The organism is Type-A symbiont of Plautia stali (assembly GCF_059731155.1).
In genome coordinates, this window is record NZ_AP035891.1 from 1,903,484 (window position 1) to 1,927,979 (window position 24,496).

16 protein-coding genes and 7 pseudogenes are annotated in these 24,496 nt (G+C 57.7%); 2 read left to right on the top strand and 21 right to left on the bottom strand.

Going from position 1 to position 24,496, the window contains the following annotated elements:
- Nucleotides 1-604 precede the first annotated feature (604 nt).
- From sucD to sdhC, 8 genes are all read right to left on the bottom strand, one after another.
- Complete coding sequence (sucD, locus tag AC6I8M_RS10150; protein ID WP_010615995.1) at nt 605-1,480, bottom strand: succinate--CoA ligase subunit alpha; 876 nt, start codon at nt 1,478-1,480, stop codon at nt 605-607.
- Nucleotides 1,480-2,646: an ADP-forming succinate--CoA ligase subunit beta gene (gene sucC, locus AC6I8M_RS10155; RefSeq protein ID WP_010615994.1), complete on the bottom strand. Its 1,167-nt coding sequence runs from the start codon at nt 2,644-2,646 to the stop codon at nt 1,480-1,482. Before sucC ends, sucD begins: the two co-directional genes overlap by 1 nt.
- 70 nt (nt 2,647-2,716) lie before the next feature.
- The gene (odhB, locus tag AC6I8M_RS10160) at nt 2,717-3,931 is read right to left on the bottom strand and encodes a 2-oxoglutarate dehydrogenase complex dihydrolipoyllysine-residue succinyltransferase (RefSeq protein WP_058948680.1); all 1,215 of its coding nucleotides are present in this window, start codon (nt 3,929-3,931) and stop codon (nt 2,717-2,719) included.
- 15 nt (nt 3,932-3,946) lie between these two features.
- Nucleotides 3,947-6,754: a 2-oxoglutarate dehydrogenase E1 component gene (sucA, locus tag AC6I8M_RS10165; protein ID WP_010615992.1), complete on the bottom strand. Its 2,808-nt coding sequence runs from the start codon at nt 6,752-6,754 to the stop codon at nt 3,947-3,949.
- A 206-nt stretch (nt 6,755-6,960) separates the two neighbouring features.
- Nucleotides 6,961-7,677, bottom strand: coding sequence for a succinate dehydrogenase iron-sulfur subunit (locus tag AC6I8M_RS10170; RefSeq protein WP_010615991.1), 717 nt, complete (start codon nt 7,675-7,677; stop codon nt 6,961-6,963).
- Between the two features lie 14 nt (nt 7,678-7,691).
- On the bottom strand, nt 7,692-9,458 hold the full coding sequence (gene sdhA, locus AC6I8M_RS10175) for a succinate dehydrogenase flavoprotein subunit (protein ID WP_010615990.1): 1,767 nt from the start codon (nt 9,456-9,458) through the stop codon (nt 7,692-7,694).
- A complete protein-coding gene (sdhD, locus tag AC6I8M_RS10180; RefSeq protein ID WP_010615989.1) occupies nt 9,459-9,806 on the bottom strand; it encodes a succinate dehydrogenase membrane anchor subunit in 348 nt (115 codons plus the stop codon). It lies immediately after the preceding gene.
- Nucleotides 9,800-10,189, bottom strand: a complete 390-nt coding sequence (gene sdhC / locus AC6I8M_RS10185; protein ID WP_010615988.1) for a succinate dehydrogenase cytochrome b556 subunit — start codon at nt 10,187-10,189, stop codon at nt 9,800-9,802. The genes sdhD and sdhC overlap by 7 nt, the downstream gene beginning before the upstream one ends.
- 755 nt (nt 10,190-10,944) lie before the next feature.
- Here sdhC and AC6I8M_RS10190 point away from each other — a divergent pair.
- The gene (locus tag AC6I8M_RS10190; protein WP_010615987.1) at nt 10,945-12,228 is read left to right on the top strand and encodes a citrate synthase; all 1,284 of its coding nucleotides are present in this window, start codon (nt 10,945-10,947) and stop codon (nt 12,226-12,228) included.
- Between the two features lie 304 nt (nt 12,229-12,532).
- Here the strand turns inward: AC6I8M_RS10190 and nei are convergent, their stop codons facing one another.
- The 11 genes and pseudogenes from nei to AC6I8M_RS10245 all read right to left on the bottom strand — a co-directional run bounded on the left by nei (nt 12,533) and on the right by AC6I8M_RS10245 (nt 21,303).
- Nucleotides 12,533-13,321 (bottom strand): endonuclease VIII, encoded by a 789-nt coding sequence (gene nei, locus AC6I8M_RS10195; RefSeq protein ID WP_498013779.1) that lies wholly within the window; start codon nt 13,319-13,321, stop codon nt 12,533-12,535.
- 12 nt (nt 13,322-13,333) lie between these two features.
- Nucleotides 13,334-13,981, bottom strand: a pseudogene (gene pcp, locus AC6I8M_RS10200) (pyroglutamyl-peptidase I).
- Between the two features lie 7 nt (nt 13,982-13,988).
- Nucleotides 13,989-14,532 (bottom strand): annotated as a pseudogene (locus AC6I8M_RS10205) (5-oxoproline transporter, DUF979 family subunit).
- A pseudogene (locus AC6I8M_RS10210) lies at nt 14,529-15,256 on the bottom strand (DUF969 domain-containing protein). Before AC6I8M_RS10210 ends, AC6I8M_RS10205 begins: the two co-directional pseudogenes overlap by 4 nt.
- Nucleotides 15,257-15,313: 57 nt before the next feature.
- Complete coding sequence (gene pxpA, locus AC6I8M_RS10215; RefSeq protein ID WP_010616111.1) at nt 15,314-16,051, bottom strand: 5-oxoprolinase subunit PxpA; 738 nt, start codon at nt 16,049-16,051, stop codon at nt 15,314-15,316.
- 10 nt (nt 16,052-16,061) lie between these two features.
- Nucleotides 16,062-16,974, bottom strand: a pseudogene (pxpC, locus tag AC6I8M_RS10220) (5-oxoprolinase subunit PxpC).
- Nucleotides 16,968-17,624 (bottom strand): annotated as a pseudogene (pxpB, locus tag AC6I8M_RS10225) (5-oxoprolinase subunit PxpB). Before pxpB ends, pxpC begins: the two co-directional pseudogenes overlap by 7 nt.
- A 161-nt stretch (nt 17,625-17,785) precedes the next feature.
- Nucleotides 17,786-18,529: pseudogene (locus AC6I8M_RS10230) on the bottom strand (type 2 GTP cyclohydrolase I).
- 18 nt (nt 18,530-18,547) lie between these two features.
- Nucleotides 18,548-19,981: a deoxyribodipyrimidine photo-lyase gene (gene phrB, locus AC6I8M_RS10235; RefSeq protein WP_010616116.1), complete on the bottom strand. Its 1,434-nt coding sequence runs from the start codon at nt 19,979-19,981 to the stop codon at nt 18,548-18,550.
- A 12-nt stretch (nt 19,982-19,993) separates the two neighbouring features.
- Nucleotides 19,994-20,950, bottom strand: coding sequence for a YbgA family protein (locus tag AC6I8M_RS10240; protein WP_010616117.1), 957 nt, complete (start codon nt 20,948-20,950; stop codon nt 19,994-19,996).
- 151 nt (nt 20,951-21,101) lie between these two features.
- Nucleotides 21,102-21,303: pseudogene (locus tag AC6I8M_RS10245) on the bottom strand (YbfA family protein).
- Between the two features lie 246 nt (nt 21,304-21,549).
- Here AC6I8M_RS10245 and kdpE point away from each other — a divergent pair.
- Nucleotides 21,550-22,224 (top strand): two-component system response regulator KdpE, encoded by a 675-nt coding sequence (gene kdpE, locus AC6I8M_RS10250; RefSeq protein WP_010616119.1) that lies wholly within the window; start codon nt 21,550-21,552, stop codon nt 22,222-22,224.
- Between the two features lie 39 nt (nt 22,225-22,263).
- Here kdpE and pgm read toward each other — a convergent pair whose 3' ends face one another.
- Both pgm and seqA read right to left on the bottom strand, forming a co-directional pair.
- On the bottom strand, nt 22,264-23,904 hold the full coding sequence (pgm, locus tag AC6I8M_RS10255) for a phosphoglucomutase (alpha-D-glucose-1,6-bisphosphate-dependent) (protein WP_010616120.1): 1,641 nt from the start codon (nt 23,902-23,904) through the stop codon (nt 22,264-22,266).
- Between the two features lie 25 nt (nt 23,905-23,929).
- The gene (seqA, locus tag AC6I8M_RS10260; protein ID WP_010616121.1) at nt 23,930-24,469 is read right to left on the bottom strand and encodes a replication initiation negative regulator SeqA; all 540 of its coding nucleotides are present in this window, start codon (nt 24,467-24,469) and stop codon (nt 23,930-23,932) included.
- Nucleotides 24,470-24,496 lie beyond the last annotated feature (27 nt).

Consider the following 24,496-nt stretch of genomic DNA (forward strand, 5'->3'; position numbering starts at 1 on the left):
GAATAAGGTCAGGAACGACTGATTATTGATTCCAGTTTTGTTACCGACAGCACAATGCGTACTGCGGCCCGAAGTGAGCGAGTAACAGTGGTGAAATTCCCCGAAAAACCGATCGCTTCAGCCTGTTTCGTGCAGGAGTAAGATGAGGAGGCGACAGAATTGATATGACAACGCCTGGCACAAACTCCTGAAAAATGATGAAAAAGACTGAATTGATGCAACGCAATTTATACCGGTTGGGTTGCTTTTAGCCAGCGGTAAAATTTGCTATATATCGCCTTTTACTGATCTGATTAAGACAATAATTTTCCAGATATGTAGTGTTAGAGTTGTTGTTAATTAGTTGTCATAAATCGATAGCGCAATTAAGAAAACAATTACCTTTCCCATAATTATTTAACCTCTGTGCCAGCCAGACGGCTAGACGCTGACGGGAAAAAGCACGCCTCTTTGCCCTTCTTTACTCAACGACAAAGTAAGCATAGCCGCAGAAAATGTTGCCGTTACGTTTTTGCTGCAAATGTGTGAGGACGGCTGCCGGCAGCGCGTTACCGCCATAAAAAAAGCCACCCGCAGGTGGCTTTTTTCTTTCAGCAGCAAAATCTTATTTTGCTGGCAGTACCGCTTTCACCGCATCGCCGATATCGGCTAGGCTGCGAACGGTTTTCACACCGGCCGCTTCCAGCGCAGCAAATTTCTCATCAGCAGTGCCTTTACCTCCGGCAATGATGGCGCCGGCGTGGCCCATACGCTTGCCTTTAGGCGCCGTTACGCCGGCGATATAGCCGACCACTGGCTTGGTCACGTGCTCTTTGATGAACGCCGCGGCCTCTTCTTCAGCGCTGCCGCCGATCTCACCGATCATCACGATCGCTTCGGTCTGCGGATCGTCCTGGAACATTTTCAGGATGTCGATGAAGTTGGAGCCTGGGATCGGGTCACCGCCGATGCCCACACAGGTGGACTGGCCGTAGCCGATGTCGGTGGTCTGCTTAACCGCTTCATAGGTCAGCGTACCGGAACGTGACACGATACCGACGCGGCCTGGCTGGTGAATGTGGCCCGGCATGATACCGATCATACATTCGCCAGGGGTGATCACACCCGGGCAGTTCGGGCCGATCATGCGCACGCCTGCTTCGTCCAGCTTCACTTTCACCGTCAGCATATCCAGCGTTGGGATACCTTCGGTGATGGTGATGATCAGTTTGATGCCCGCGTCGATCGCTTCCAGGATACCGTCTTTGCAGAACGGTGCCGGCACGTAGATCACGGTAGCGGTGGCGCCCGTGGCTTCTACCGCTTCGCGCACGGTGTTAAACACCGGCAGACCGAGATGGGTGGTGCCGCCTTTACCTGGCGTCACACCGCCAACCAGCTGCGTACCATAGGCCAGCGCCTGCTCAGAGTGGAACGTTCCCTGGCCACCGGTGAAACCCTGGCAAATGACTTTGGTGTTTTTGTCGATCATAATGGACATTATTTACCCTCCGCAGCAGCGACAACACGCTGTGCTGCGTCTGTCAGGCTGGTTGCTGCAATGATGTTAAGACCGCTGTCAGCCAGTTTCTTCGCGCCCAGCTCGGCGTTGTTACCTTCCAGACGTACCACTACCGGCATGTTGACACCCACTTCTGCCACGGCACCGATGATGCCGTCTGCGATCAGGTCGCAGCGCACGATGCCGCCGAAGATGTTAACGAATACCGCTTTCACAGCATCGTCAGACAGGATGATTTTGAAGGCTTCGGTAACGCGCTTTTTGGTTGCGCCGCCGCCAACATCAAGGAAGTTTGCAGGCTGACCACCGTGGTGTTTCACGATGTCCATGGTGCCCATCGCCAGACCGGCGCCGTTGACCATACAGCCAATGTTGCCTTCCAGCGCGACGTAGTTCAGTTCCCACTGAGTCGCGTGGGCTTCACGTGGGTCTTCCTGGCTTGGGTCACGCATTTCACGCAGCTCTGGCTGACGGAACAGGGCATTGCCATCGGCACCCAGTTTGCCATCCAGACAGATCAGGTTACCCTGTTTGGTGATTACCAGCGGGTTGATCTCAACCATCGCCAGATCACGCTCCAGGAACATGGTCGCCAGACCCATGAAGATTTTGGTGAACTGGCTGACTTGCTTACCGGTCAGGCCCAGTTTGAATGCCAGCTCGCGACCTTGGTATGGCTGCGGGCCGGTCAGCGGATCCAGCGCCATTTTGTGGATCAGGTGCGGGGTTTCTTCCGCCACTTTCTCGATTTCCACGCCGCCTTCGGTTGACGCCATGAAGATCACGCGACGGGTGGCACGGTCAACCACCGCACCCAGATACAGCTCCTGATCGATGTCGGTCGCCGCTTCAACCAGGATCTGGTTTACCGGCTGGCCATTGGCGTCAGTTTGGTAGGTCACCAGACGTTTGCCCAGCCAGTTTTCAGCGAAAGTACGAATGTCTTCTTTACTGTTAACCACCTTCACACCGCCCGCTTTACCGCGGCCACCGGCATGAACCTGACATTTCACCACCCACGGACCCGCGCCAATTTTCGAGGCGGCTTCTTCGGCTTCACGTGGCGTGGTGCAGGCGTAGCCAGTCGGTGCTGGCATACCATACCGTGCAAACAGCTGCTTCGCCTGGCATTCGTGTAAGTTCATGATGTTCTATCCATTCAGATCTAAACAGGGTTAATTTGGGCGCGCCTCGTGCCAGCGCGCCCGGCGAAAATCAGACATCCAGCAGCAGACGCGCCGGATCTTCCAGCAGCTCTTTCACCGCGACCAGATAGCCGACAGATTCACGACCATCGATCAGACGGTGATCGTAGGAGAGCGCCAGATACATCATTGGCAGCACCACCACCTGACCATTCACCGCCATTGGGCGATCTTTGATGGCGTGCATCCCCAGAATTGCGCTCTGCGGCGGGTTGATGATCGGCGTAGACATCAGCGAACCGAACACACCACCGTTGGTGATGGTGAAGTTACCGCCGGTCAGTTCTTCCACCGTCAGCTTGCCGTCACGGCCTTTCACCGCCAGCTCTTTAATTTTCATCTCGATATCGGCCATGCTCAGCGCATCAACATCTTTCAGCACTGGCGTCACCAGACCACGCGGCGTAGAGACCGCGATGCTGACATCGAAATAGTTGTGGTACACCACATCGTCGCCGTCGATCGACGCGTTGACTTCCGGGAAGCGTTTCAGCGCTTCGACCACCGCTTTGATGTAGAAGGACATAAAGCCCAGACGCACGCCGTGACGCTTCTCGAAGGCATCGCCGTACTGCTTGCGCAGATCCATGATCGGCTTCATGTTGACTTCGTTGAAGGTGGTCAGCATTGCGGTGCTGTTTTTCGCTTCCAGCAGACGCTCGGCCACGCGCTTGCGCAGACGGGTCATTGGCACGCGCTTCTCGCTGCGGTTGGCTACTGCCTGCGGAGCCGCATCGGCTGCCGGCGCCGCTTTCGCGCCGTCGGCTTTCTTCGCCAGATGTTTTTCCACATCTTCGCGCGTCAGACGGCCGCCGACACCGGTGCCTTTAATCTGGCTGGCGTCGAGGTTGTTCTCCGCAATCAGGCGGCGCACGGCCGGGCTGAGCGCGTCATTGCTCTCTTCTTCCAGAGATGCAGTCTGACGCTGTGCAGGCGTAGACTCCTTGCTTTCCACTTTCGCCGTGGTCTCTTTCCCGCCGCTGTTGCCTTCCTTCAGACGGCCCAGAATCTGGCGCGACGTTACGGTGGCGCCTTCGTCTTCCAGCACCGCTTCCAGCACACCGTCAGCGGCGGCAGGCACTTCCAGTACCACTTTTTCAGTTTCGATCTCGACCAGCACTTCGTCGCGGGTCACAGAGTCGCCGGGTTTTTTATGCCAAGTGGCTACCGTGGCGTCCGCTACGGATTCAGGCAAATCGGGAACGAGAATTTCTACGCTACTCATTTTCTTTCCTTTTAATTAACCAAGGTTCAGCGCGTCATTGACCAGGTCTTGCTGCTGTTGTTGATGTACGGACATATAGCCCACGGCCGGTGAAGCAGAAGCCGGACGGCCTGCGTAACGCAGTGACGCACCAAATGGAACCACTTCGCGGAAATGATGCTGACTGCAATACAATGCGCCCTGGTTCAGTGGCTCTTCCTGACACCAGACGAAATCCTGAACATGGGCGTAATTCTTCAGCGCTTCCTGCACCGCTTTGTGCGGGAACGGATAGAGCTGTTCGATACGCACGATGGCGACATCGGTCTGCTCGTTCTTACGACGCTGCTCCAGCAGATCGTAATAAACTTTACCGGAGCACAGCACCACGCGTTTCACCTGCTGCGGATCGAGGTCGTCGATCTCACCAATCGCCGGCTGGAAGCTGCCGTTGGCCAGCTCATCTAGGCTGGACACCGCCAGTGGATGACGCAGCAGCGACTTCGGTGACATCACGATCAGCGGACGGCGCATACCGCGCAGCGCCTGACGACGCAGCATGTGGTACACCTGCGCTGGCGTTGATGGCACGCAGACCTGCATGTTCTGCTCAGCACACAGCTGCAGATAGCGCTCGAGGCGCGCGGAGGAGTGCTCCGGACCCTGCCCTTCGTAGCCGTGCGGCAGCAGCATCACCAGACCACACATGCGGCCCCATTTCTGCTCGCCGGAGCTGATGAACTGATCGATCACCACCTGAGCGCCGTTGGCGAAGTCACCGAACTGCGCTTCCCAGATGGTCAGCACGCGCGGCTCTGCGGTGGCGTAACCGTATTCGAACGCCAGAACCGCTTCTTCCGACAGCACCGAATCCCACACCTTGAACTGCCCCTGACCGTTATGGATGTGGTGCAGCGGGGTGTAAGTCGAACCGTTCTGCTGGTTGTGAATCACCGCGTGACGGTGGAAGAAGGTGCCGCGGCCGGAGTCTTCACCCGACAGGCGCACCGGAATGCCTTCATCCACCAGCGTGGCGTAGGCGAGGTTTTCCGCGCCGCCCCAGTCGAACTGCTTGTTGCCTTCCGCCATCTCTTTGCGGTCGTTGTAAATCTTGGCAACGCGCGACTGAACTTCCACCGCTTCTGGAATGCTGCTGATGCGGCGCGCCAGCTCCTGCAGACGTTTCATGTCCACGGTTTCCGGGTAGCTCTCATCCCACTCGTGGTTGAGGTACGGAGACCAGGTGAACGAATGCAGGCTCATCGGACGCCATTCCGGCACCACGCACTCGCCTTCATCCAGCGCGTCGCGGTACAGGTTTACCAGCTCGGTGGCATCTTCCTGCGTGGCCACACCTTCGCTTTCCAGCTGATCGGCGTAGATTTTGCGCGGCGTCGGATGCTTTTTGATTTTCTGATACATCAGCGGCTGGGTTGCGCTTGGCTCGTCGGCTTCGTTATGGCCGTGACGGCGGTAGCACACCAGGTCGATGAACACATCGCGTTTGAAGGTGTTGCGGTAATCCAGCGCCAGACGGGTAACAAACGCCACCGTTTCTGGATCGTCCGCGTTGACGTGGAAGATCGGCGCCAGCACCATTTTGCCGATGTCGGTGCAGTAAGGGGTAGAACGCGCATCTTTAGGATTCGAGGTGGTGAAGCCCACCTGGTTGTTAATCACGATGCGCACGGTGCCGCCCACTTCGTAACCGCGAGCCTGCGACATGTTGAGGGTTTCCTGCACCACGCCCTGGCCAATAACCGCGGCGTCACCGTGAATGGTGATCGGCAGGACTTTGTTGCTGCCCGGCTCCGCCAGACGATCCAGACGCGCACGCACCGAGCCGATTACCACCGGGCTTACAATTTCCAGATGCGACGGGTTGAACGCCAGCGCCAGGTGCACCAAGCCGCCTTCGGTTTCCACGTCTGACGAGAAGCCCATATGGTACTTCACGTCACCGGTACCGAGGTGCTCTTTGTGCTTGCCGGAGAACTCGTCGAACAGATCCTGCGGTTTTTTACCCAGCACGTTGATCAGCACGTTGAGACGGCCGCGGTGCGCCATGCCCAGCACCACTTCACGCGTGCCGCTCTTGCCGGCGTGGCGAATCATTTCGCGCAGCATCGGCACCAGCGCATCGCCGCCTTCCAGCGAGAAGCGTTTGGCACCCGGGAATTTCGCGCCGAGGTATTTTTCCAGGCCCTCTGCCGCCGTCAGCTCTTTCAGGAAACCTTTTTTCTCGTCCGCGCTGAATGACGCATGGCCCACCACCGATTCCAGACGCTGCTGAATCCAGCGCTTCTCTTCGGTGTTGTTGATGTGCATGTACTCTGCACCAATCGAACCACAGTAGGTCTGCTGCAGTGCGGCATAAAGATCGGCCAGCTTCATGGTCTCTTTGCCAATGGCGAAAGAGCCTACGTTAAAGCTTTCCTGAAAATCGGCGTCGGTTAGATCGTGGAAGGCCGGATCGAGATCCGCCACGCGCTCCTGCTTCCACAGGCCGAGCGGATCGAGATTAGCGTGCTGATGGCCGCGGAAGCGGAACGCATTAATCAGCTGCAGCACTTTAACCTGTTTGGAATTAGCGGCCGGATCGGTGACTGTGGAGGTGTAGCGGGTGGCGTCTTTCGCCAGGCGGCGGAAGTATTCACGCGTAGTGGAGTGAAACTGCTCAGGTTTCACGCCGGTGCCCGGCAGCTGCTGGAACATCGAGCGCCACACTTCATCAACAGAGTCAGGATCGGTCAGGAAATCCTCATAGAGTTGCTCTATGTAGGACTGGTTCGCGCCGGCCAGCCAGGAGGAGTCCAGCCAGGGTTTCATCGCGCTGTTATGCATTGTGATCCCTTAAGCATTAATCTGCTTTTTTGAGGTTTCATTTGTTGCCGCTTACGCGGCTTGCCGTAGTGAGTTCAGCGATACGAACCTATGCGCAACCGGCGCTTGGCCCGTAAGGGAACCTTTATAAGCGTGGTCCGTACCGCGCTTATAGAGGCTTCCGTAAGCGATCGGGAACCTGGGTTCCCGATCGTGACTTCCGTTTGTTACGCCCCGCGCTGCAGCAGCATCGACTTAATGTGGCCGATGGCGCGCGTTGGGTTTAATCCTTTCGGGCACACGCTCACACAGTTCATGATGCTGTGACAGCGGAAAACACTGAAAGCATCATTCAGATTGTCGAGGCGCGCATCGGTTTCGGTGTCGCGGCTGTCAATCAGGAAGCGGTATGCCGCCAGCAGGCCGGCCGGACCGATGAACTTGTCCGGATTCCACCAGAACGATGGGCACGACGTGGAGCAGCAGGCACAGAGAATACACTCGTACAGGCCGTCCAGGTGCTCACGCTGCGCAGGCGTTTGCAGATGCTCGCGCGCTGGCGGATTTTCCCCATTATTCAACAGGAAAGGCTTAATCTTCTTATACTGAGCATGGAATTGTCCCATGTCCACCACGAGGTCGCGGATCACCGGCAAACCGGGCAGTGGACGGATAACAATCTTCTTGCTGCCATTGCCCAGTGCGGAGACCGGCGTGATACACGCCAAGCCATTTTTACCGTTAATGTTGAGGCCGTCGGAGCCGCACACGCCTTCACGGCAGGAGCGACGGAAGGCCAGCGTAGGATCCTTCTCTTTCAGACGGATCAGCGCGTCCAGCAGCATCATGTCGCGACCATCTTCCGCTTCGAGGGTGTAATCCTGCATGCGCGGTTTGTCATCGACTTCCGGGTTGTAACGATAGATAGAAAATTCGAGTCTCATGATGATCTCCGCAATTAGTAAGTACGCGCTTTCGGCGGGAAGGCCGCACGCAGTTTCGGTTGCATGTTCACCTCACGGCGCGTCATGCTTTCCGTTTGCGGAACATAGAGGCTGTGGCACAGCCAGTTGGCATCATCACGCTCCGGATAGTCGAAGCGGCTATGGGCGCCACGGCTTTCGGTGCGGAAGTTGGCCGCTACAGCGGTGGCGTACGCGGTTTCCATCAGGTTATCCAGCTCAAGGCATTCGATACGCTGCGTGTTGAAGTCCGGTGAACGGTCATCGAGGCGCGCGTTTTTCAGGCGCTCACGAATCTCTTTCAGCTCGGCCAGACCTTCACGCATCGCATCCCCTTCACGGAATACCGAGAAGTTGTTCTGCATGCAGCGCTGCAGCGCCTTCCGGATTTCAACCGGGTCCTCACCGGTGGTGTTGTTTTCCCAGCGGTTGAAGCGGGCCATCGCCGCGTCGATTTCATCTTCGGTGGCGTCGCGCAGTTCGCCCTGCTCAGCGATGCACTCCATCAGATGAACACCGGCCGCGCGGCCAAATACCACTAGGTCGAGCAGCGAGTTGCCGCCAAGACGGTTTGCGCCATGTACCGATACGCAGGCAATTTCGCCTACCGCGAACAGGCCCGGAATCACTTCATCTTCGCCCTGCTCGTTGACGCGCAGCACCTGACCGGTCACGCGGGTCGGCACGCCGCCCATCATGTAGTGGCAGGTCGGGATAACCGGAATAGGTTCTTTAATCGCGTCGACGTGAGCAAAGGTACGCGACAGTTCGAGGATGCCCGGCAGACGGGATTCCAGCACTTCGGCGCCCAGATGGTCAAGTTTCAGTTTGATGTGCGGACCCCATGGGCCGTCGCAGCCGCGACCTTCACGAATTTCCACCATCATTGAACGCGCCACCACATCACGGCCCGCCAGATCTTTGGCGTTCGGCGCGTAGCGCTCCATGAAACGCTCGCCATGCTTGTTCAGCAGATAGCCACCTTCACCACGGCAGCCTTCGGTCACCAGCACACCCGCCCCCGCGATGCCGGTTGGGTGGAACTGCCACATCTCTATATCCTGCATGGGCACGCCCGCACGCAGCGCCATGCCGACGCCGTCACCGGTATTGATGTGGGCGTTGGTGGTGGACTGATAGATACGGCCAGCACCGCCGGTCGCGAGGATAGTGGCTTTGGCTTTGAAGTAGACGGTTTCACCGGTTTCGATGCAGATGGCGGTACAGCCGACGATCGCGCCGTCAGCGTTTTTCACCAGATCCAGTGCATACCACTCGGAGAAGATGGTGGTTTTGTTTTTCAGGTTCTGCTGATACAGCGTATGCAGCAAGGCGTGGCCGGTACGGTCGGCAGCAGCAGCGGTACGCGCCGCCTGCTCACCACCGAAGTTTTTCGACTGGCCACCAAACGGACGCTGATAAACGCGGCCGTCATCAAGACGGGAGAATGGCAGGCCCATGTGCTCCAGTTCCAGAATCGCTTCCGGACCTGTTTTACACATATATTCGATCGCGTCCTGGTCACCGATGTAATCGGAGCCTTTGACGGTATCGTACATGTGCCATTCCCAGTTATCTTCGTGGGAGTTACCCAGTGCCACGGTAATCCCGCCCTGCGCCGAGACGGTGTGGGAACGGGTTGGGAACACTTTGGATAACAGAGCACAGCTCTGGCCCGATTGGGAGATTTGCAGCGCGGCGCGCATACCCGCACCACCTGCGCCGATCACCACGGCATCAAATTCTCTGACTGGCAAACTCATTTACACACCCCACACCACAACAGTTCCATAAATTGCATACGACAACAGCGCGACCACAATCACTAGCTGCAACAGCAGACGCGTTGCCAGCGGTTTCACGTAGTCGGTCAGGACCTGCCACATGCCAATCCAGCCGTGGACCAGAATCGAGAACAGCGTCAGCAACGTGAACACTTTGGTAAAGGAGGAAGCGAAAAAGCCGCGCCAGACGTCATACGTCAGCGTGCCGGTCATCACGACAAAACCGAGGATGTAGAGAATGTAGAGCGTAATTAAGATTGCAGCAGCACGCAGTAACAGCCAGTCATGGATACCGTTGCGTCCTAATGCAGAAGCATTGCTTACCATACGAGGACTCCAGCCAGAATTGAGAGCACGACAGTGATAACAAAAACCGCTTGCGCGGTACGGGTTCCCACCTGCAGGGTTTCTGCCGTAAAACCGAAGTCGGCCAGCATGTGACGAATGCCGCTTGCTGCGTGATAAGCCAGCGCGGTCAGGATGCCCCACATGATGAATTTGGCGAAGAAGCTATCCATGATGGATGCCGCTTGCTGGAAACCTTCCGGAGAAGAGAGGGAGAGACCCAGTAACCAGAGCAGAATTCCGAGAGCAACAAAGGTAATCACGCCGGAGACGCGGTGGAGAATGGAAGATATTGCAGTAACGGGAAACCGGATCGTCGAGAGATCCAAGTTAACAGGTGTTTGTTTTTTCACGGTTTTGCCCACAAAGCTCTTTTTTATTTTGCTTCCTCCAGTCCTGAGTTACAGAAGAGCACAGTGCGTGTTCGGACTGCAACCGCCACCAAAATAGCAACATCCAGTGTTAAATGAAGCGGGTAAAACGCTGGGTGGCTCCTAGTGTCAGGGTATTGCGGAGACTTGGCGGCAGTATAGGAGGATCACATTCTGATTACAATTCCCCTACAATCTCTTTGGTCGCATTTAAGCTGAACAGTGATCCGCCTCACGTATTTCACAATTTATACATTTTTAATTATCTGATTTGACAATAGATCAACATTTCAGTTACAAACGAACGCACTAAAACCCTATGATGCATAAAAGTTATGGGGATACACTTTCCCCTAAGCTCAAGTTATGTAACATTGCCTTTACGAGCAACACAAACCGTCAGGTTATTGGTTACCAAGAAGTTATGTCGTGACAGGATCTTTAACATCCACGATGTGCAGCGCGTCATGCCCGGACACCACCGATTGGCTTTACACATTTCGCTCCGTAACCTTGCAGCATGAACGTTACCGCTGAGTGATGCTGTGAAGATTCTGTTTTAGCCTAAGTCGTGCGGGTTGCAACAAGGCAGTAAGCGTGCAAATGATGGGAGTTTACTGAAGTAAATGACCGCACTGCGCGCGCGCAGCCAGTGTAGCGGCGGCCCGAAAATACGGCGGGTAAACGTAACATGATGACTGTTCTGGTGTCTAAGATCCTTACCTACTAAGGCGCTATGGAGACGAAAAATGACAGATAAAAAAGTGACGCTAACCCTACAAGATAACAACTCCGTGGAACTGGATGTAATGCAAGGCACGCTGGGACAGGATGTTGTTGATGTTCGCGCCCTTGGCTCAAAAGGCCTGTTCACCTTCGACCCCGGTTTTACCTCTACGGCGTCCTGCGAATCAAAAATTACCTTTATTGATGGTGATGAAGGCATTTTGTTACATCGCGGTTTCCCTATCGATCAGCTGGCTACCCACTCAAACTATCTGGAAGTGTGCTACATCCTGCTGAACGGCGAAGTCCCAACTCAGGCGCAGTACGACGAGTTCCGCACCACCGTAACCCGTCACACCATGATTCACGAGCAGATCACCCGCCTGTTCCACGGCTTCCGTCGTGATTCACACCCCATGGCGGTGATGTGCGGCGTGACCGGCGCGCTGGCTGCCTTCTATCACGATTCATTAGACGTGAATATTGAACGTCACCGTGAAATCGCCGCCTTCCGCCTGCTGTCAAAAATGCCGACCATGGCCGCGATGTGTTACAAATACTCCATCGGCCAGCCGTTTGTGTATCCGCGTAACGACCTCTCCTATGCCGGTAACTTCCTGCACATGATGTTTGCTACGCCGTGTGAAGAGTACAAAGTGAACCCGGTGCTGGAACGCGCCATGGACCGTATCCTGATCCTGCACGCTGACCACGAACAGAACGCATCAACCTCTACCGTGCGTACCGCCGGTTCTTCCGGTGCGAACCCGTTTGCCTGTATCGCCGCCGGTATCGCCTCGCTGTGGGGACCTGCGCACGGTGGTGCAAACGAAGCCACGCTGCGTATGCTGGAAGAGATCAGCACCGTGGATCACATCCCGGAATTCGTGCGTCGTGCCAAAGATAAGAACGATTCGTTCCGTCTGATGGGCTTCGGTCACCGTGTTTATAAGAACTATGACCCGCGCGCGACTGTGATGCGTGAAACCTGTCATGAAGTGCTGAACGAGCTGGGCATGAAGGACGACCTGCTGGAAGTGGCGATGGAGCTGGAGCACATCGCGCTGAACGACCCGTACTTTATCGAGCGCAAACTCTATCCGAACGTCGATTTCTATTCCGGCATAATTCTGAAAGCGATGGGCATTCCGTCATCAATGTTTACCGTGATCTTCGCGATGGCGCGTACCGTTGGCTGGATTGCGCATTGGAAAGAGATGCACGACGAAGGCATGAAGATTGCCCGTCCACGTCAGCTCTACACCGGTTACACCGAGCGCGAATTCAGCTCGGCGCTGAAAAAATAACAATAAGGGCGGGTTATCCCGCCCTTTTCTTTTTTAGCATCCCACAGAAGTACATGCAGTATCGTGCAGAGCCCTGCCTGGCTGAGCCAGTCAGTGCATTAGCTCTGGTGCAGTTTGCCGGAAGACGATGCGGGGATGGCAGGACATGCTGCTTCTGCTGATGCAACGGGCTATCCGCAGCGCTGAGGCTTTTACGGTCCGCCAGGCGGGCTGTGAACGCCGAGGGCACCGCGCAGCGGCGCGAGGACTACCCGGCAGCAGCAGATGCAGCAGGTCCCGCGCCTCTTCTATTGATTACCAAAACTCAATGCTGACAGCCCGGACACCAGTAAAACGGTCGTGATGACAGTACGCCCTTCTCAATGACGGTACCGCAGCGCCGGCACTTTTTGCCCTTGCGGTGAAACACCTCGAAACGAAACGCCGCCTCTTCGTGATACTTCTTCATGCTGCCACGCATCTGATAGGACAAACGCGGCACCGCCAGCATGGCGTGGCTCAACGCATCCAGCTGCTGGTCGCTCAAATCCTGTGCACAATGCTGCGCCAGCAAACCGGCGTGCCACAAAATCTCGACGCGCAGATAGTTGCCCAGCCCGGCGAGAAATGCCTGATCCAGCAGCAAACCGCTGAACTGGCGCCGACGAAAACGCGGCGACAGCAGCCGCTCGCGCACCTTATCCACCGTCAGCGTGGCGTCCAGCACGTCCGGTCCGACGCGTTGCAAAAACGGATGCGCGCCAAGCGTATCTGCGTTCAGCAGCTCAATATCCGAAGCGCTATACAGTAAAATTGCCCGGTCGGCATTACCCAGCCGCATGCGCAGCTGGCGCGAAGTATTGGGCTCAGTACCGCTCGGCACCACGCGCCACACGCCGTACAGCTGATTATGGCTGTACAGTGTCAGCCCGTTGGAGAAGTGCGTCAGCAGTGCCTTGCCGCGCGTTTCAAAGGCGTCGATGGTTTCACCCATCAGCGCCGGTTCGTAGGTTTTCAGCGCCGGAAAAGCAAACCATACCTCGGTCAGAGGCTTGCCCACCATTGCCGCTGCGAGTTGATCCGCCGCGCGACGGATCTCCGGTCCCTCTGGCATAACCGCTCCTGATTAATGGGTTGCGCCGCCCACTTCGCGAATGTCTTTCTCTGTGCTGAGAATCACCTGCAGCGACGTTTCCAGCGCCTGAATCACACTGGCGGTCGACATACTCGGTGCGCCAAGATGCTGCGCCGCCTGCTGCGGCATATAAGGAATATGCACAAAACCTCCGCGTGCTGCGCTGCCTGTGGTCTGCAGCCAGTGCAGCAGGTGATACATGACATTATTGCAGGTAAACGTCCCGGCGGTTTGCGACACCGAAGCCGGAATCCCCACTTCGCGCAGTGCCGCGACCATCGCTTTGATCGGCAGCGAGGAAAAATAGGCCGCCGGTCCCCCGGCGACAATCTGCTGGTCGACCGGCTGATGCTGGTCGTTATCCGGAATGCGCGCATCGTTAACATTAATCGCCACGCGCTCTACGCTGATATCGCTGCGCCCGCCAGCCTGGCCGACGCACAGCACGCGGTGCGGCTGCAGCTCTTCCAGCGCTGCGGTCAGCACCTAGCCGCAGCGGGCGAATACCACCGGTAGCTGGCGCACCACAATCCGCGCGCCGCCGAACTCCCGACCATCAAAGCTGCGCACCGCTTCCCACGACGGATTAATGCGCTCGCCGCCAAACGGCTCGAACGCCGTCATTAACACCGTTTTCATCGCAACCTCACAGGAACATCAGGAAATAAAGCAGGAAAATATTTACCAATAACAGTAGCACACCGGTTGGCACCTGAGCCTTGATCACCGCGTTACGGTCCGGCAGCTCCAGTAAACGTGCCGGAACAATATTGAAGTTGGCGGCCATAGGTGTCATCAGCGTGCCGCAGTACCCGCAGAACATGCCGATCGCCGCCATCACCGCCGGATTGCCGCCGTGCTGCAGCACCAGAATCGGAATACCGATGCCTGCGGTAACAATCGGGAACGCCGCAAATGCATTGCCCATCACCATGGTCAGCAGCGCCATGACCCACCACCGCCGCGCCCACGGCAATATGTAACCAGCGACGTCCCAGATCCGCATCACCGGCCCACTGCCCCATCAGTTGATAAGCACCGTCACCAATCAGGAAAATCAGACCGTACAGCGCCCAGAATAAACCGGTGGTAAAACGGCGCGGGTTGGCGCTATCGCGCCATGACAGCAGCGCGACAATCAGCAGGATCGCCCCGGCCAGCCACATCAGATACTGTTGCTGAAACATCACTCGCCTCCTTTTGCACGCAGCGCCTGCTGGTTGAGCGCGCCCAGCTCACGCGACAGCTGACGGTCGAGCCGCACCAGCCGCGCTGCATGAATCAGGAACGCACACAGCGCCGTCGGGATGCCCCACAGCGCGATGTGCAACGGTTCGGTGCTGATGCCCGCCGACTCCTGCATAAAGTTGTGCATGAAAATGATCGCGCCGAAGGCCACGAAAATATCTTCACCGAAGAACAGCCCGACGTTATCAGTGGCCGCCGACATGGCGCGCAGCCGCTGACGAATATCCGGTGATACGGTGCCGTAACGGTTTTCAGTGGCGCCTTCGGCCATCGGCGCCAGCAGCGGACGCACCATCTGCGGATGCCCGCCCAGGCTGGTCAGCCCCAGCGCCGCAGTCAGCTCACGCACGAACAGATAGACGATCAGTAAACGGCCGGCGGTGGCGGTTTTGATTCGGGCGATCCACGTCTGCGCACGCTCTTTCAAACCGTGGCGCTCCAGCAATCCGATGACCGCCAGCGGTAACAGCAGGATCAGCGGCAGATTACGGGTGTTGAGAAAGCCGGAACCCAGCTTCTCCAGAATATCGCGAGCGGCATATGCGCCGCCAGCCCGGTGACAAAACCGGCAACAATCACCACCAGCACCGGGTTGAAGCACAGCACAAAGCCGAGCACAATCGCGGCAATGCCGAGTAACGGCCAGAGATTGACCACGTTATCCATGTTTTCCCCTCGTCAGAATTAAAAAGCCCGGCAACAGGCCGGACTAACAGTCAATGATCAGGCGCTGGTGACAGCAATCTGATTTGTCGCAAAAGCGGCGCGCAGCGTGCGGGCGAATTCCAGCGCATGGGCGCCATCGCCGTGCAGACAGACCGTCTGTGCATTCACCGCCACCCATTCGCCGCTGACGCTGCGCACCTGACGCTGCTGCACCATGGTGAGCGTCTGCGCCAGCGCCTGCTCAGCTTCTTCGATTAATGCCCCCGGCTGGCTGCGCGGCACCAGCGCGCCACTGGCCAGATAGCCGCGGTCGGCAAACACTTCTTCGCGCGTGCGCAGGCCATGATGCGCGGCGGCGGCAATTGAGGCGCTGCCCGCCAAGCCAACCAGAATCAGCGCCGGATCGACGGCTTTCACCGCGCGCGCAATCGCATCCGCCAGCGCTGCATCTGCCGCCGCCTGGTTATACAGCATGCCGTGCGGCTTCACGTGCACCAGCTTCGCCCCTTCACTTTCGGCGAGGCTTTTCAGGGCACCAATCTGGTAGATCACCTGCGCGTACACGGTTTCCGGCGGCAGCTGCATGGCGGTCCGGCCAAAATTTTCCCGGTCGGGAAAGCTCGGATGCGCACCAATCGCCACGCCGTTGGCGCTGGCCCAGCGCACCGACTGTAGTATGGTTTCGGCATCGCCGACATGGAAGCCGCAGGCGATGTTGGCCGAGCTCACCAGCTCCAGCAGGGCCCGATCGCTGGCACTGCCTTCACCGAGGTCGGCGTTAAGATCGATCTTCATGAGCAAGCCCCTAGGCTATCTGATCAAGCGAACGTTGCTGCTGCTGTTTGGCCAGCAGCGCCTCCTCCAGCGTGCAGCGGACGAAGTGAATCGGTTCTCCCAGACGAATCTGCGCCAGCTGATAGAGATCGGCTTCGATGACGCAGGCGATACGCGGATAGCCGCCGGTGGTTTGCGCATCGGCCATCAGCACAATCGGCTGACCGTTCGGCGGCACCTGCACAACACCCGGCACCAGGCCGTGCGACAGCAGTTCACGTGCGACACTGCGCTGAAGCGGACTGCCCTGCAGCCGATAGCCCATGCGGTTACTTTGCGGGCTGAGCTGCCACGGGTTACGCCAGAATGCGTCCTGCGCGTCGTGGGTAAATTCGTTGTATTCCGGTCCCGGCAGTGCGCGGATGCGGTTGCCCCACAGCAGCTGCCGTACGCCAGCCTGATGGCTGAAGCGGCGCGTCGGCTTGCCCAGCGGCAGCTGATCGCCATCCTGCAGTTTACGCCCCTGCCAGCCGCCAAAGGCCGCTTTAAGATCGGTGCTGTGTGAGCCCAGCATGGCGTCGATGGCAAAACCGCCGTTCACCGCGAGATAGCTGCGCATACCGCGCGTAGGCATGGACAGACTCAGCACCTGACCTTTTTTCACCGGCAGACGCCAGCCGGTCCACACCGGCTGGCCATCTAGTTCGGCGCTGCAGCTGGCACCAGTCAGCGCAAACCAGCCGTCGCGACGAAACTCCGCTTTGAAATGGCCGAACACAATTTCCAGCACCGCGCTGTTTTCCGCGTTGCCGACCAGCAATATTGGCCGTGCGCATTGAAGGCTCATCCAGTGCACCGCTCAGGCTGATACCGTATTGCCGCCAGCCGTGGCGGCCGCGATCCTGCACCGAGGTCATTAATCCGGCACGCAAAATGTTTAACATACACCCTCCCGTTGTGGCACGAAGCGGACGCTGTCGCCGGGACGCAACAGCGTCGGCGGCTGCTGTTGTGGATCGAACAGGCTGAGCGGCGTGTGACCAATCAGCTGCCAGCCACCGGGCGCGGCCAGCGGATAGATGCCGGTCTGGCTGCCGCCAATGCCCACCGAACCGCTAGGCACCACCAGCCGGGGCTCGGCGCGACGCGGCGTGTGCAGCCGCTCATCAAGCCCGCCGAGATAAGGGAAACCCGGCTGAAAGCCAATGAAATAGACCACGTAATTCGCGCTGCTGTGCAGCTCCACCACCTGTTACGAGGTCAGATCCGCCGCACGGGCGACCTCCGCCAGATCCGGTCCGCCCGCGCCGCCATACACCACCGGAATTTCAACCTAACGCGGCTCGGCCAGCAGCACCTCGCTCTCTTCCCACCAGCGCTGCAAACGCTCGATAGCATCCAGCGCTTTCAGCTGCGGATCGCGCAGCAGCAGCGTCAGGTTATTCATGCCCGGAATCACTTCCGCGATCTGCTCATTCTGCTGCAGCCGCTGGCACAATCCCCAGATGCGCTGCTGGCTGACGAGCGAAACCGGCGGTTCCAGCTCCAGTACCACCGCCCGCTCACCCAGCAGATAACAACGTGCTCGTTGCAAAACTCACCTCCCGGTCATTAATAAAACGCGCCGTGACCGCAGTGACGGCGCGCCTGAGGGCATTCGCTTATGCGAAAAGTCAATAAGTTATGCGAAAGTGAAGGAGATGTGTCAACAGATTTGCGCCCGGCACGTGTTTTCCGGGCGCATAAGCGAGACAGTCAGGCGGGGTTGTCGATATCGATAAAGGTCACATCCAGACCATGCTGGCTGGCGAGCCACTCGCCGAGCGCCCTGATGCCGCCGCGTTCGGTGGCGTGATGGCCGGCAGCAAAGAAATGCAGCCCCTGTTCACGGGCGCTGTGGATGGTCTGCTCAGAAACTTCACCGCTGATAAAAGCGTCGACGCCAAAAGCAGCGGCCGCATCGATAAAGCCCTAGCCGCCGCCGCTGCACCACGCCACCCGGCGAATCAGCGCCGGGGCGTTATCACCGCAGTGCAGCGGCTGGCGTCCAAGGCGCGCCGCGATCTTTTCCGCCAGCGCCGGACCGCTTAGCGGCTCAGCCAGCTCGCCCCAGGGCACCAGCGGCTGAATTTCACCTTTTACGTCGATATCAAACAGCGTGGCCAGCTGGGCGTTGTTGCCCAACTGTGGGTGAGCATCGAGCGGCAGGTGCCAGCCGTACAGGTTGATGTCATTGGCCAGCAGCGTGCGCAGACGCTGGCGTTTCATCCCTTTAATCACCGGCGCTTCGCTCTTCCAGAAGTAGCCATGATGCACCAGTATCGCATCGGCGTGGCGTTTTACCGCTTCATCCAGCAGCGCCTGACAGGCCGTCACGCCGGTAATTACGCGGCGCACCTGCTCACGCCCCTCAACCTGCAAACCGTTGGGCGCATAGTCGCTGAAGGCACTGGTGTTGAGTTGCTGATTGACGATCTGTTCTAACTCGAAATTGTTCATAACGGCTCCGTGACCGCCTCAGGCTGCGCTGCGCGCGCGCTCGAAGGCGTCTAATGTCTTTTTACGTGCCGCCTTATGTTCCACGATTGGCGCCGGATAATCGAGTTTCTTGTTATTTTTCTCCGCCCAGGCGTGCGGCTGATGAATGGCGCTGTCCGGCACGTCTTGCAGCTCCGGCAGCCACCGGCGGATAAACTCGCCCTGTTTATCAAAGCGCTCGCCCTGGGTCGTCGGGTTGAAGATGCGGAAGTAAGGCGCGGCGTCGGTGCCGGTGCCGGTAGACGCGGCCCACTGCCAGCCACCGTTGTTAGCCGCCAGATCGCCGTCAATCAGCTGCTGCATGAAATAACGTTCGCCCTCGCGCCAGTCAATCAGCAGATCTTTCACCAGAAAGCTGGCGGTGATCATGCGTAACCGGTTGTGCATCCAGCCCAGCGTATTGAGCTGGCGCATCGCTGCGTCAACAATCGGATAACCGGTTTTACCCTGCTGCCAGGCGGTAAGGTATTGCTCATTCTGTTGCCAGCTGACGTTGCGCGTCCAGTCGACAAACGGCTGATGCTTACACAGCGCCGGAAAGGTCACCATCAGGTGACGATAAAATTCGCGCCAGACCAGTTCATTCAGCCACACCAGCGCGCTGCCGTTGTTCAGCGCCTGCGGATGCTCCTTCAGAATGCGATGCAGGCACTGACGCGGCGACAGCACACCAATCGCCAGATACGGCGACAGGCGGCTGGTGCCGTCAATCGCAGGTATGTCGCGCTGCTGGTCATATTTTTCCACCCGCTGCTGTACAAACTGGCGCAGCTGCTTCAGCGCCGCCTCTTCTCCGGCGGGAAACCAAGTTTCGTCGAATTCTTCCAGAGGATAATCGAATGCCGCAATTTTTTTACCGGCGGCAACGGGCGCCCTAGCGCGCGCTTTCGGTGCGTGATGGCACTCAGGCAGACCCTGTTGCAAACGCCGGATAAACGCTTTGCTGAACGGCGTGAACACTTTGAACATGCTGTTGCTGCCGGTCTGTACGCTGCCCGGCGGTAACAGCAGGCTGTCATCGAATCCCTGGCACACCACGCTCTGCTGATCGAGCTGCTTCTCGACGGCGGCATCGCGCTGGCGCTCATTGATTTCATACTGATAGTTGTAAAACAGCGCATCCACCTTGTGCTGCTGGCAGAAGGTCGCCAGATAGTCGACCGACGCGGCGAAGTCATCGCACTGATGAAAGTGCAACTTAATACCGCGTTCTGCCAGAGACTGCTGCAGCAAACACAGGTTTTGGTGGATAAAAGCCGCCTGTTTGGGGGCCATGCTGTGTTGCTGCCACTGGCCGGGTGTGGCGATGAACAGCGCCAGCACCTCGGCCTGACTCTCGCGGCAGGCCGCGGCCAGTGCGCTGTTATCATTAATGCGCAAATCGTTACGCAGCCAAACTAAGTGAGTGCTCATAACGCTCCGTGTTTACTGGCCGTAGCGCAGACGCAGCGCTTCCGGGTAGGGATCGAAATAACGCTGCTGCGCCAGCCACGAGTGCGGGAACTCTGCCATGTAATGTTTCAGCATGGTGATGGGGGCCAGCAACGGCTGCAGACCGCGACGGTAGCGATCAATCAGCTGCGCCAGCTTCTCACGCTGCGGTGAACTCAGCTTCGGCCGGAAATACCCCTGTACGTGCATCAGCACATTGGTGTGATTACGACGCGACGCCTGGTGCGACATCAGGTGCATCAGACGGTTACGGTATTCGAAGGCGTACGCATCCAGTGACTCCCACTGTTCCATCGCCGCGACAAACCGCCCCATCTCGCGGTACTCATCCTGCGCATGCGACAGCAGCAGTAGTTTGTAGCGACTGTGGAAGGCAATCAGCTTGTGGCGTGTCAGTCCGCTGCGCCACATTTCGTTGAACTCATGCAGCGCATAGACGCGCCCCATGAAGTTTTCGCGGATAGCATCATCGTGCAGACGTCCATGCTCTTCCAGCGGCAACCACGGCAGGTCTTTCTGCAGGAACGAGGTGAACACGCCGGTGCCGGCTTTGCGATTGTTGTTAGTGTCAGGCTCGTAGACGCGCACGCGCTCCAGTCCGCAGCTCGGCGATTTGGCACACAGGATGTAGCCGCACAGATGTTGCAGCGATTTAACGCGCTCAGCAGACCAGCAGGCCATTTCGTCGGTCAGCTCTTCCCCGCCGTCTTTACTGAAACACAGGTGGATCTGATCGTCGCTCTGTTTGACCAGCCGCAGCGCCGGGCGCGGCGTCGGCAGACCGATGGCCATTTCCGGGCAGACAGGTTCGAAGCGCACAAATGGCGCGAGCTCGTCAGTTGCAAAGGCAAAACGCTTGTGGCCGCCATCGAATCGGACGCTATCCCCGAGCAGGCAGGCACTGATACCTACAGGAATTTTCTCGCTCATACTTGTACAACCCCCAAAATCTTGTAGAGGTTTAAGTGTAGCTGAAATGCCGCGAGATAACAGCGGGACAATGCGTTTGTCGCACAACTTTAAGATAAAAAAACCCGGTGCCTCGAGCGAGGTCACCGGGTTATCAACGCAAAGCCGGGCGTTACCAGTAGATACCGCCTGCCGCTTCCGATTGCGCCAGCCAGACCGGTTTGGTGCTGGTTTTGCACCACATGCGGTGCAGATAACTGTAGAAGCGCGCGCGATCCTGGCGGAACAGCATCACTGGCAGCGCCAGTACGCCAATCAATACCACCAGCACACGGCGCAGCACAATTTTGTGCGAGTGGATATGCCTGATACATCAATGCCTCCTCGTGGTAAATTTTGCTTTGAAATGTGATCTGCCTCAGATATTACGCCTGGTTGTGTAATTTTACTACTCATCCGACCACTATTTTGATCTTTTTTCAGTCATTTCCTGGCCGGGATGAAAGGAAGTTACATTTTTGTAAAATTTCGGATCATGGCGAGTTACTGAGATCGTGACGGACGCCGTCGCGGTTTATTGTTAAAGTAACGCGTTAACCTTATTTGCCGCAGGAGTCAGCGTGACGACCATCTTGATTGTCGAAGATGAAAAGGAGATTCGCCGTTTCGTGCGCCTAGCGCTGGAGAGCGAAGGCCTGAAGATTGTCGAAGCGGAGCAGCTGCAGCGCGGCCTGATTGAAGCGGCTACGCGCAAACCGGATTTGGTGATTCTCGATCTCGGTTTACCGGACGGCGATGGCAATGCCTTCATCCGCGAAGTGCGGCAGTGGAGCAGCATGCCGGTGATTGTGCTGTCGGCGCGCAGCGATGAGCAGGATAAAATAGAGGCGCTGGATGCCGGCGCTGACGACTATCTCACCAAGCCGTTTGGCATCGGCGAACTGCTGGCGCGCGTGCGCGTGGCGCTGCGTCGTCATCAGCGCAGCCAGCCGGAACCGCTGGTGCAATTTGGCGAAGTGAGCGTTGATCTCGCCGCGCGGCACGTGTTGCGCAGCGGTGAAGAGGTACATCTGACGCCGACCGAATTTCGCCTGCTCAGCCTGCTGCTGAATAACGCCGGCAAAATGCTGACCCAGCGCCAGTTGCTAAACCAGGTGTGGGGGCCTAATGCCGTGGAACACAGCCATTATCTGCGCATCTATATGGGACACCTGCGGCAAAAGCTGGAAGCCAATCCCACCCAGCCGACGCACCTGCTGACAGAAACCGGCATAGGCTATCGCTTCATGCCATAAAAAAAGGCCGCAAATGCGGCCTTAATGCATGATGCCCTGTCAGGCGTTTTTCAGCACTTCGCTGACAATTTCTACCGCTTCTTTCTCGATCTGCTGGCGATGCTCAGCGCCGAGGAAGCTTTCACAATAGATTTTGTAGGCGTCTTCGGTGCCGGACGGACGTGCCGCGAACCAGCCGTTTTCAGTCATCACTTTCAGACCACCAATCGAGGCGCCGTTGCCCGGTGCCGCGGTCAGACGTGCGGTGATCGGGTCGCCCGCCAGCTTATCGGAGCTGACCATTTCAGGTGACAGCTTCGACAGTGCCGCTTTCTGCGCGGAAGTGGCAGGTGCCTGCAGACGGTTGTAGCTTGGCGCACCAAAACACGCGGCCAGCTCATCATAGTGCTGCTGCGGGTTCTTACCGGTAACCGCGGTAATTTCCGCCGCCAGCAGACACAGGATGATGCCGTCTTTGTCAGTTGACCAGGCGGAGCCGTCGAAACGCAGGAACGAGGCGCCCGCGCTCTCTTCGCCGCCAAAGCCAAAGCTGCCGTCGAACAGACCATCCACGAACCACTTGAAGCCGACCGGTACTTCAACCAGCTTGCGACCAATGTCGTTCACCACGCGGTCGATCATCGCGCTGGAGACCAGCGTTTTACCAACGGCCACCTCTTTGCCCCACTGCGGACGGTGCTGGAACAGGTAGTTGATCGCTACCGCCAGATAGTGGTTCGGGTTCATCAGACCGGCGGGCGTGACGATGCCGTGACGGTCGTAATCCGGATCGTTACCGAAGGCCAGATCGAACTTATCTTTATACGCCAGCAGACCGGCCATCGCGCACTCGGACGAACAGTCCATGCGCACCACGCCATCTTTATCCAGATGCATGAAGCGGAACGTCTGATCGATGGCATCATTGACGATGGTCAGATCGAGCTGGTAGTGCTCAGCAATGCGCTGCCAGTAGGCCATGCCGGAACCGCCGAGCGGATCGACACTGATTTTCAGGCCGGCTTTCTGGATCGCCGGGAAGTCAATCACCTGCGCCAGACCTTCAACATACGGCTGGATCTGATCCTGCTCAACGATGTGGCCACTGGCCCACGCCTGATCCAGCGCCAGGCGCTTAACCTCTTTCAGCTCATCTTTGATCAGCTGATTCGCGCGATCTTCCACCACTTTGGTGACGTTGGTGTCAGCCGGTCCACCGTTTGGCGGATTGTACTTGATGCCACCGTCTTCCGGCGGGTTGTGCGACGGGGTAATCACGATACCGTCCGCCTGCACGCCGCCGCGCTTGTTGTGCTCCAGAATGGCGTTGGAGATAGCCGGCGTCGGCGTATAGCCGTTGTCCTGCTGCACAATAACATCAACGCCGTTGGCGGCCAGCACTTCCAGCACTGACAGGATCGCCGGCTCAGACAGCGCATGGGTGTCTTTACCTACGTAGCACGGGCCGGTGATGCCATTCTTTTTACGCTCTTCAGCGATCGCCTGCGCAATCGCCAGAATGTGTACTTCGTTGAAGTTATGACGTCCCGCGCTGCCGCGGTGGCCGGAGGTGCCAAATTTCACCGCATGGTCCGGGTTCGCCGCATCCGGCTTCAGGACGTAGTACTGCGAGGTTAATTGTGCAACGTTAATCAAATCGCTCTGCTGGGCAGGTTGCCCGGCACGGGGGTGATTGGCCATTGGCGCTTCTCCCTGACGCTTCGGTTTAAATGGTGCCGCAAACTTTCTCTGCCAGTTCCTGCGGGAATTGCATGGCAAGCATGATGTGTTCCACCATGCTGCATTTACGACCTGTATTGGTATTGGTGATCACCCAGTACGGCGTGCCGGGCACGTGCTTCGGCTTAGTATGGGTGCCATTTTGCAGCAGCGTGTGCTCGTCGCCCGCAAAGTAGACGCGGGTGCGGCCCTGCAGCGAGGCAGTGGCATCAGCAAAGGCTGCCGGATCAAGACGATAAAGCGTTGACAGGATCAGCATGAAGCGATTAACCGCCTTCTTCTGCTCCGCATACTCGTCAGACAGCAGCAGCTCACGCACGGCGCGCACGCGATCCTGAGGTCGCGCTTCGCTGCGTGCAGCCGGTGCTTCTTTCACCGCCGCATTAGCCGCTGGCGCAGCGGATGCGCTCTGGCCGGCAGTGAATTTCAGCATACGGCGCAAAATGTCCGAGGCGCTTTCACCAATGTGCTGCGTGTGGCTGGCAATATAACGGTAGAGTTCTTCGTCAACTTCAATCGTTTTCATCTTTTTCCGTGCGATTCTGGCAAATGG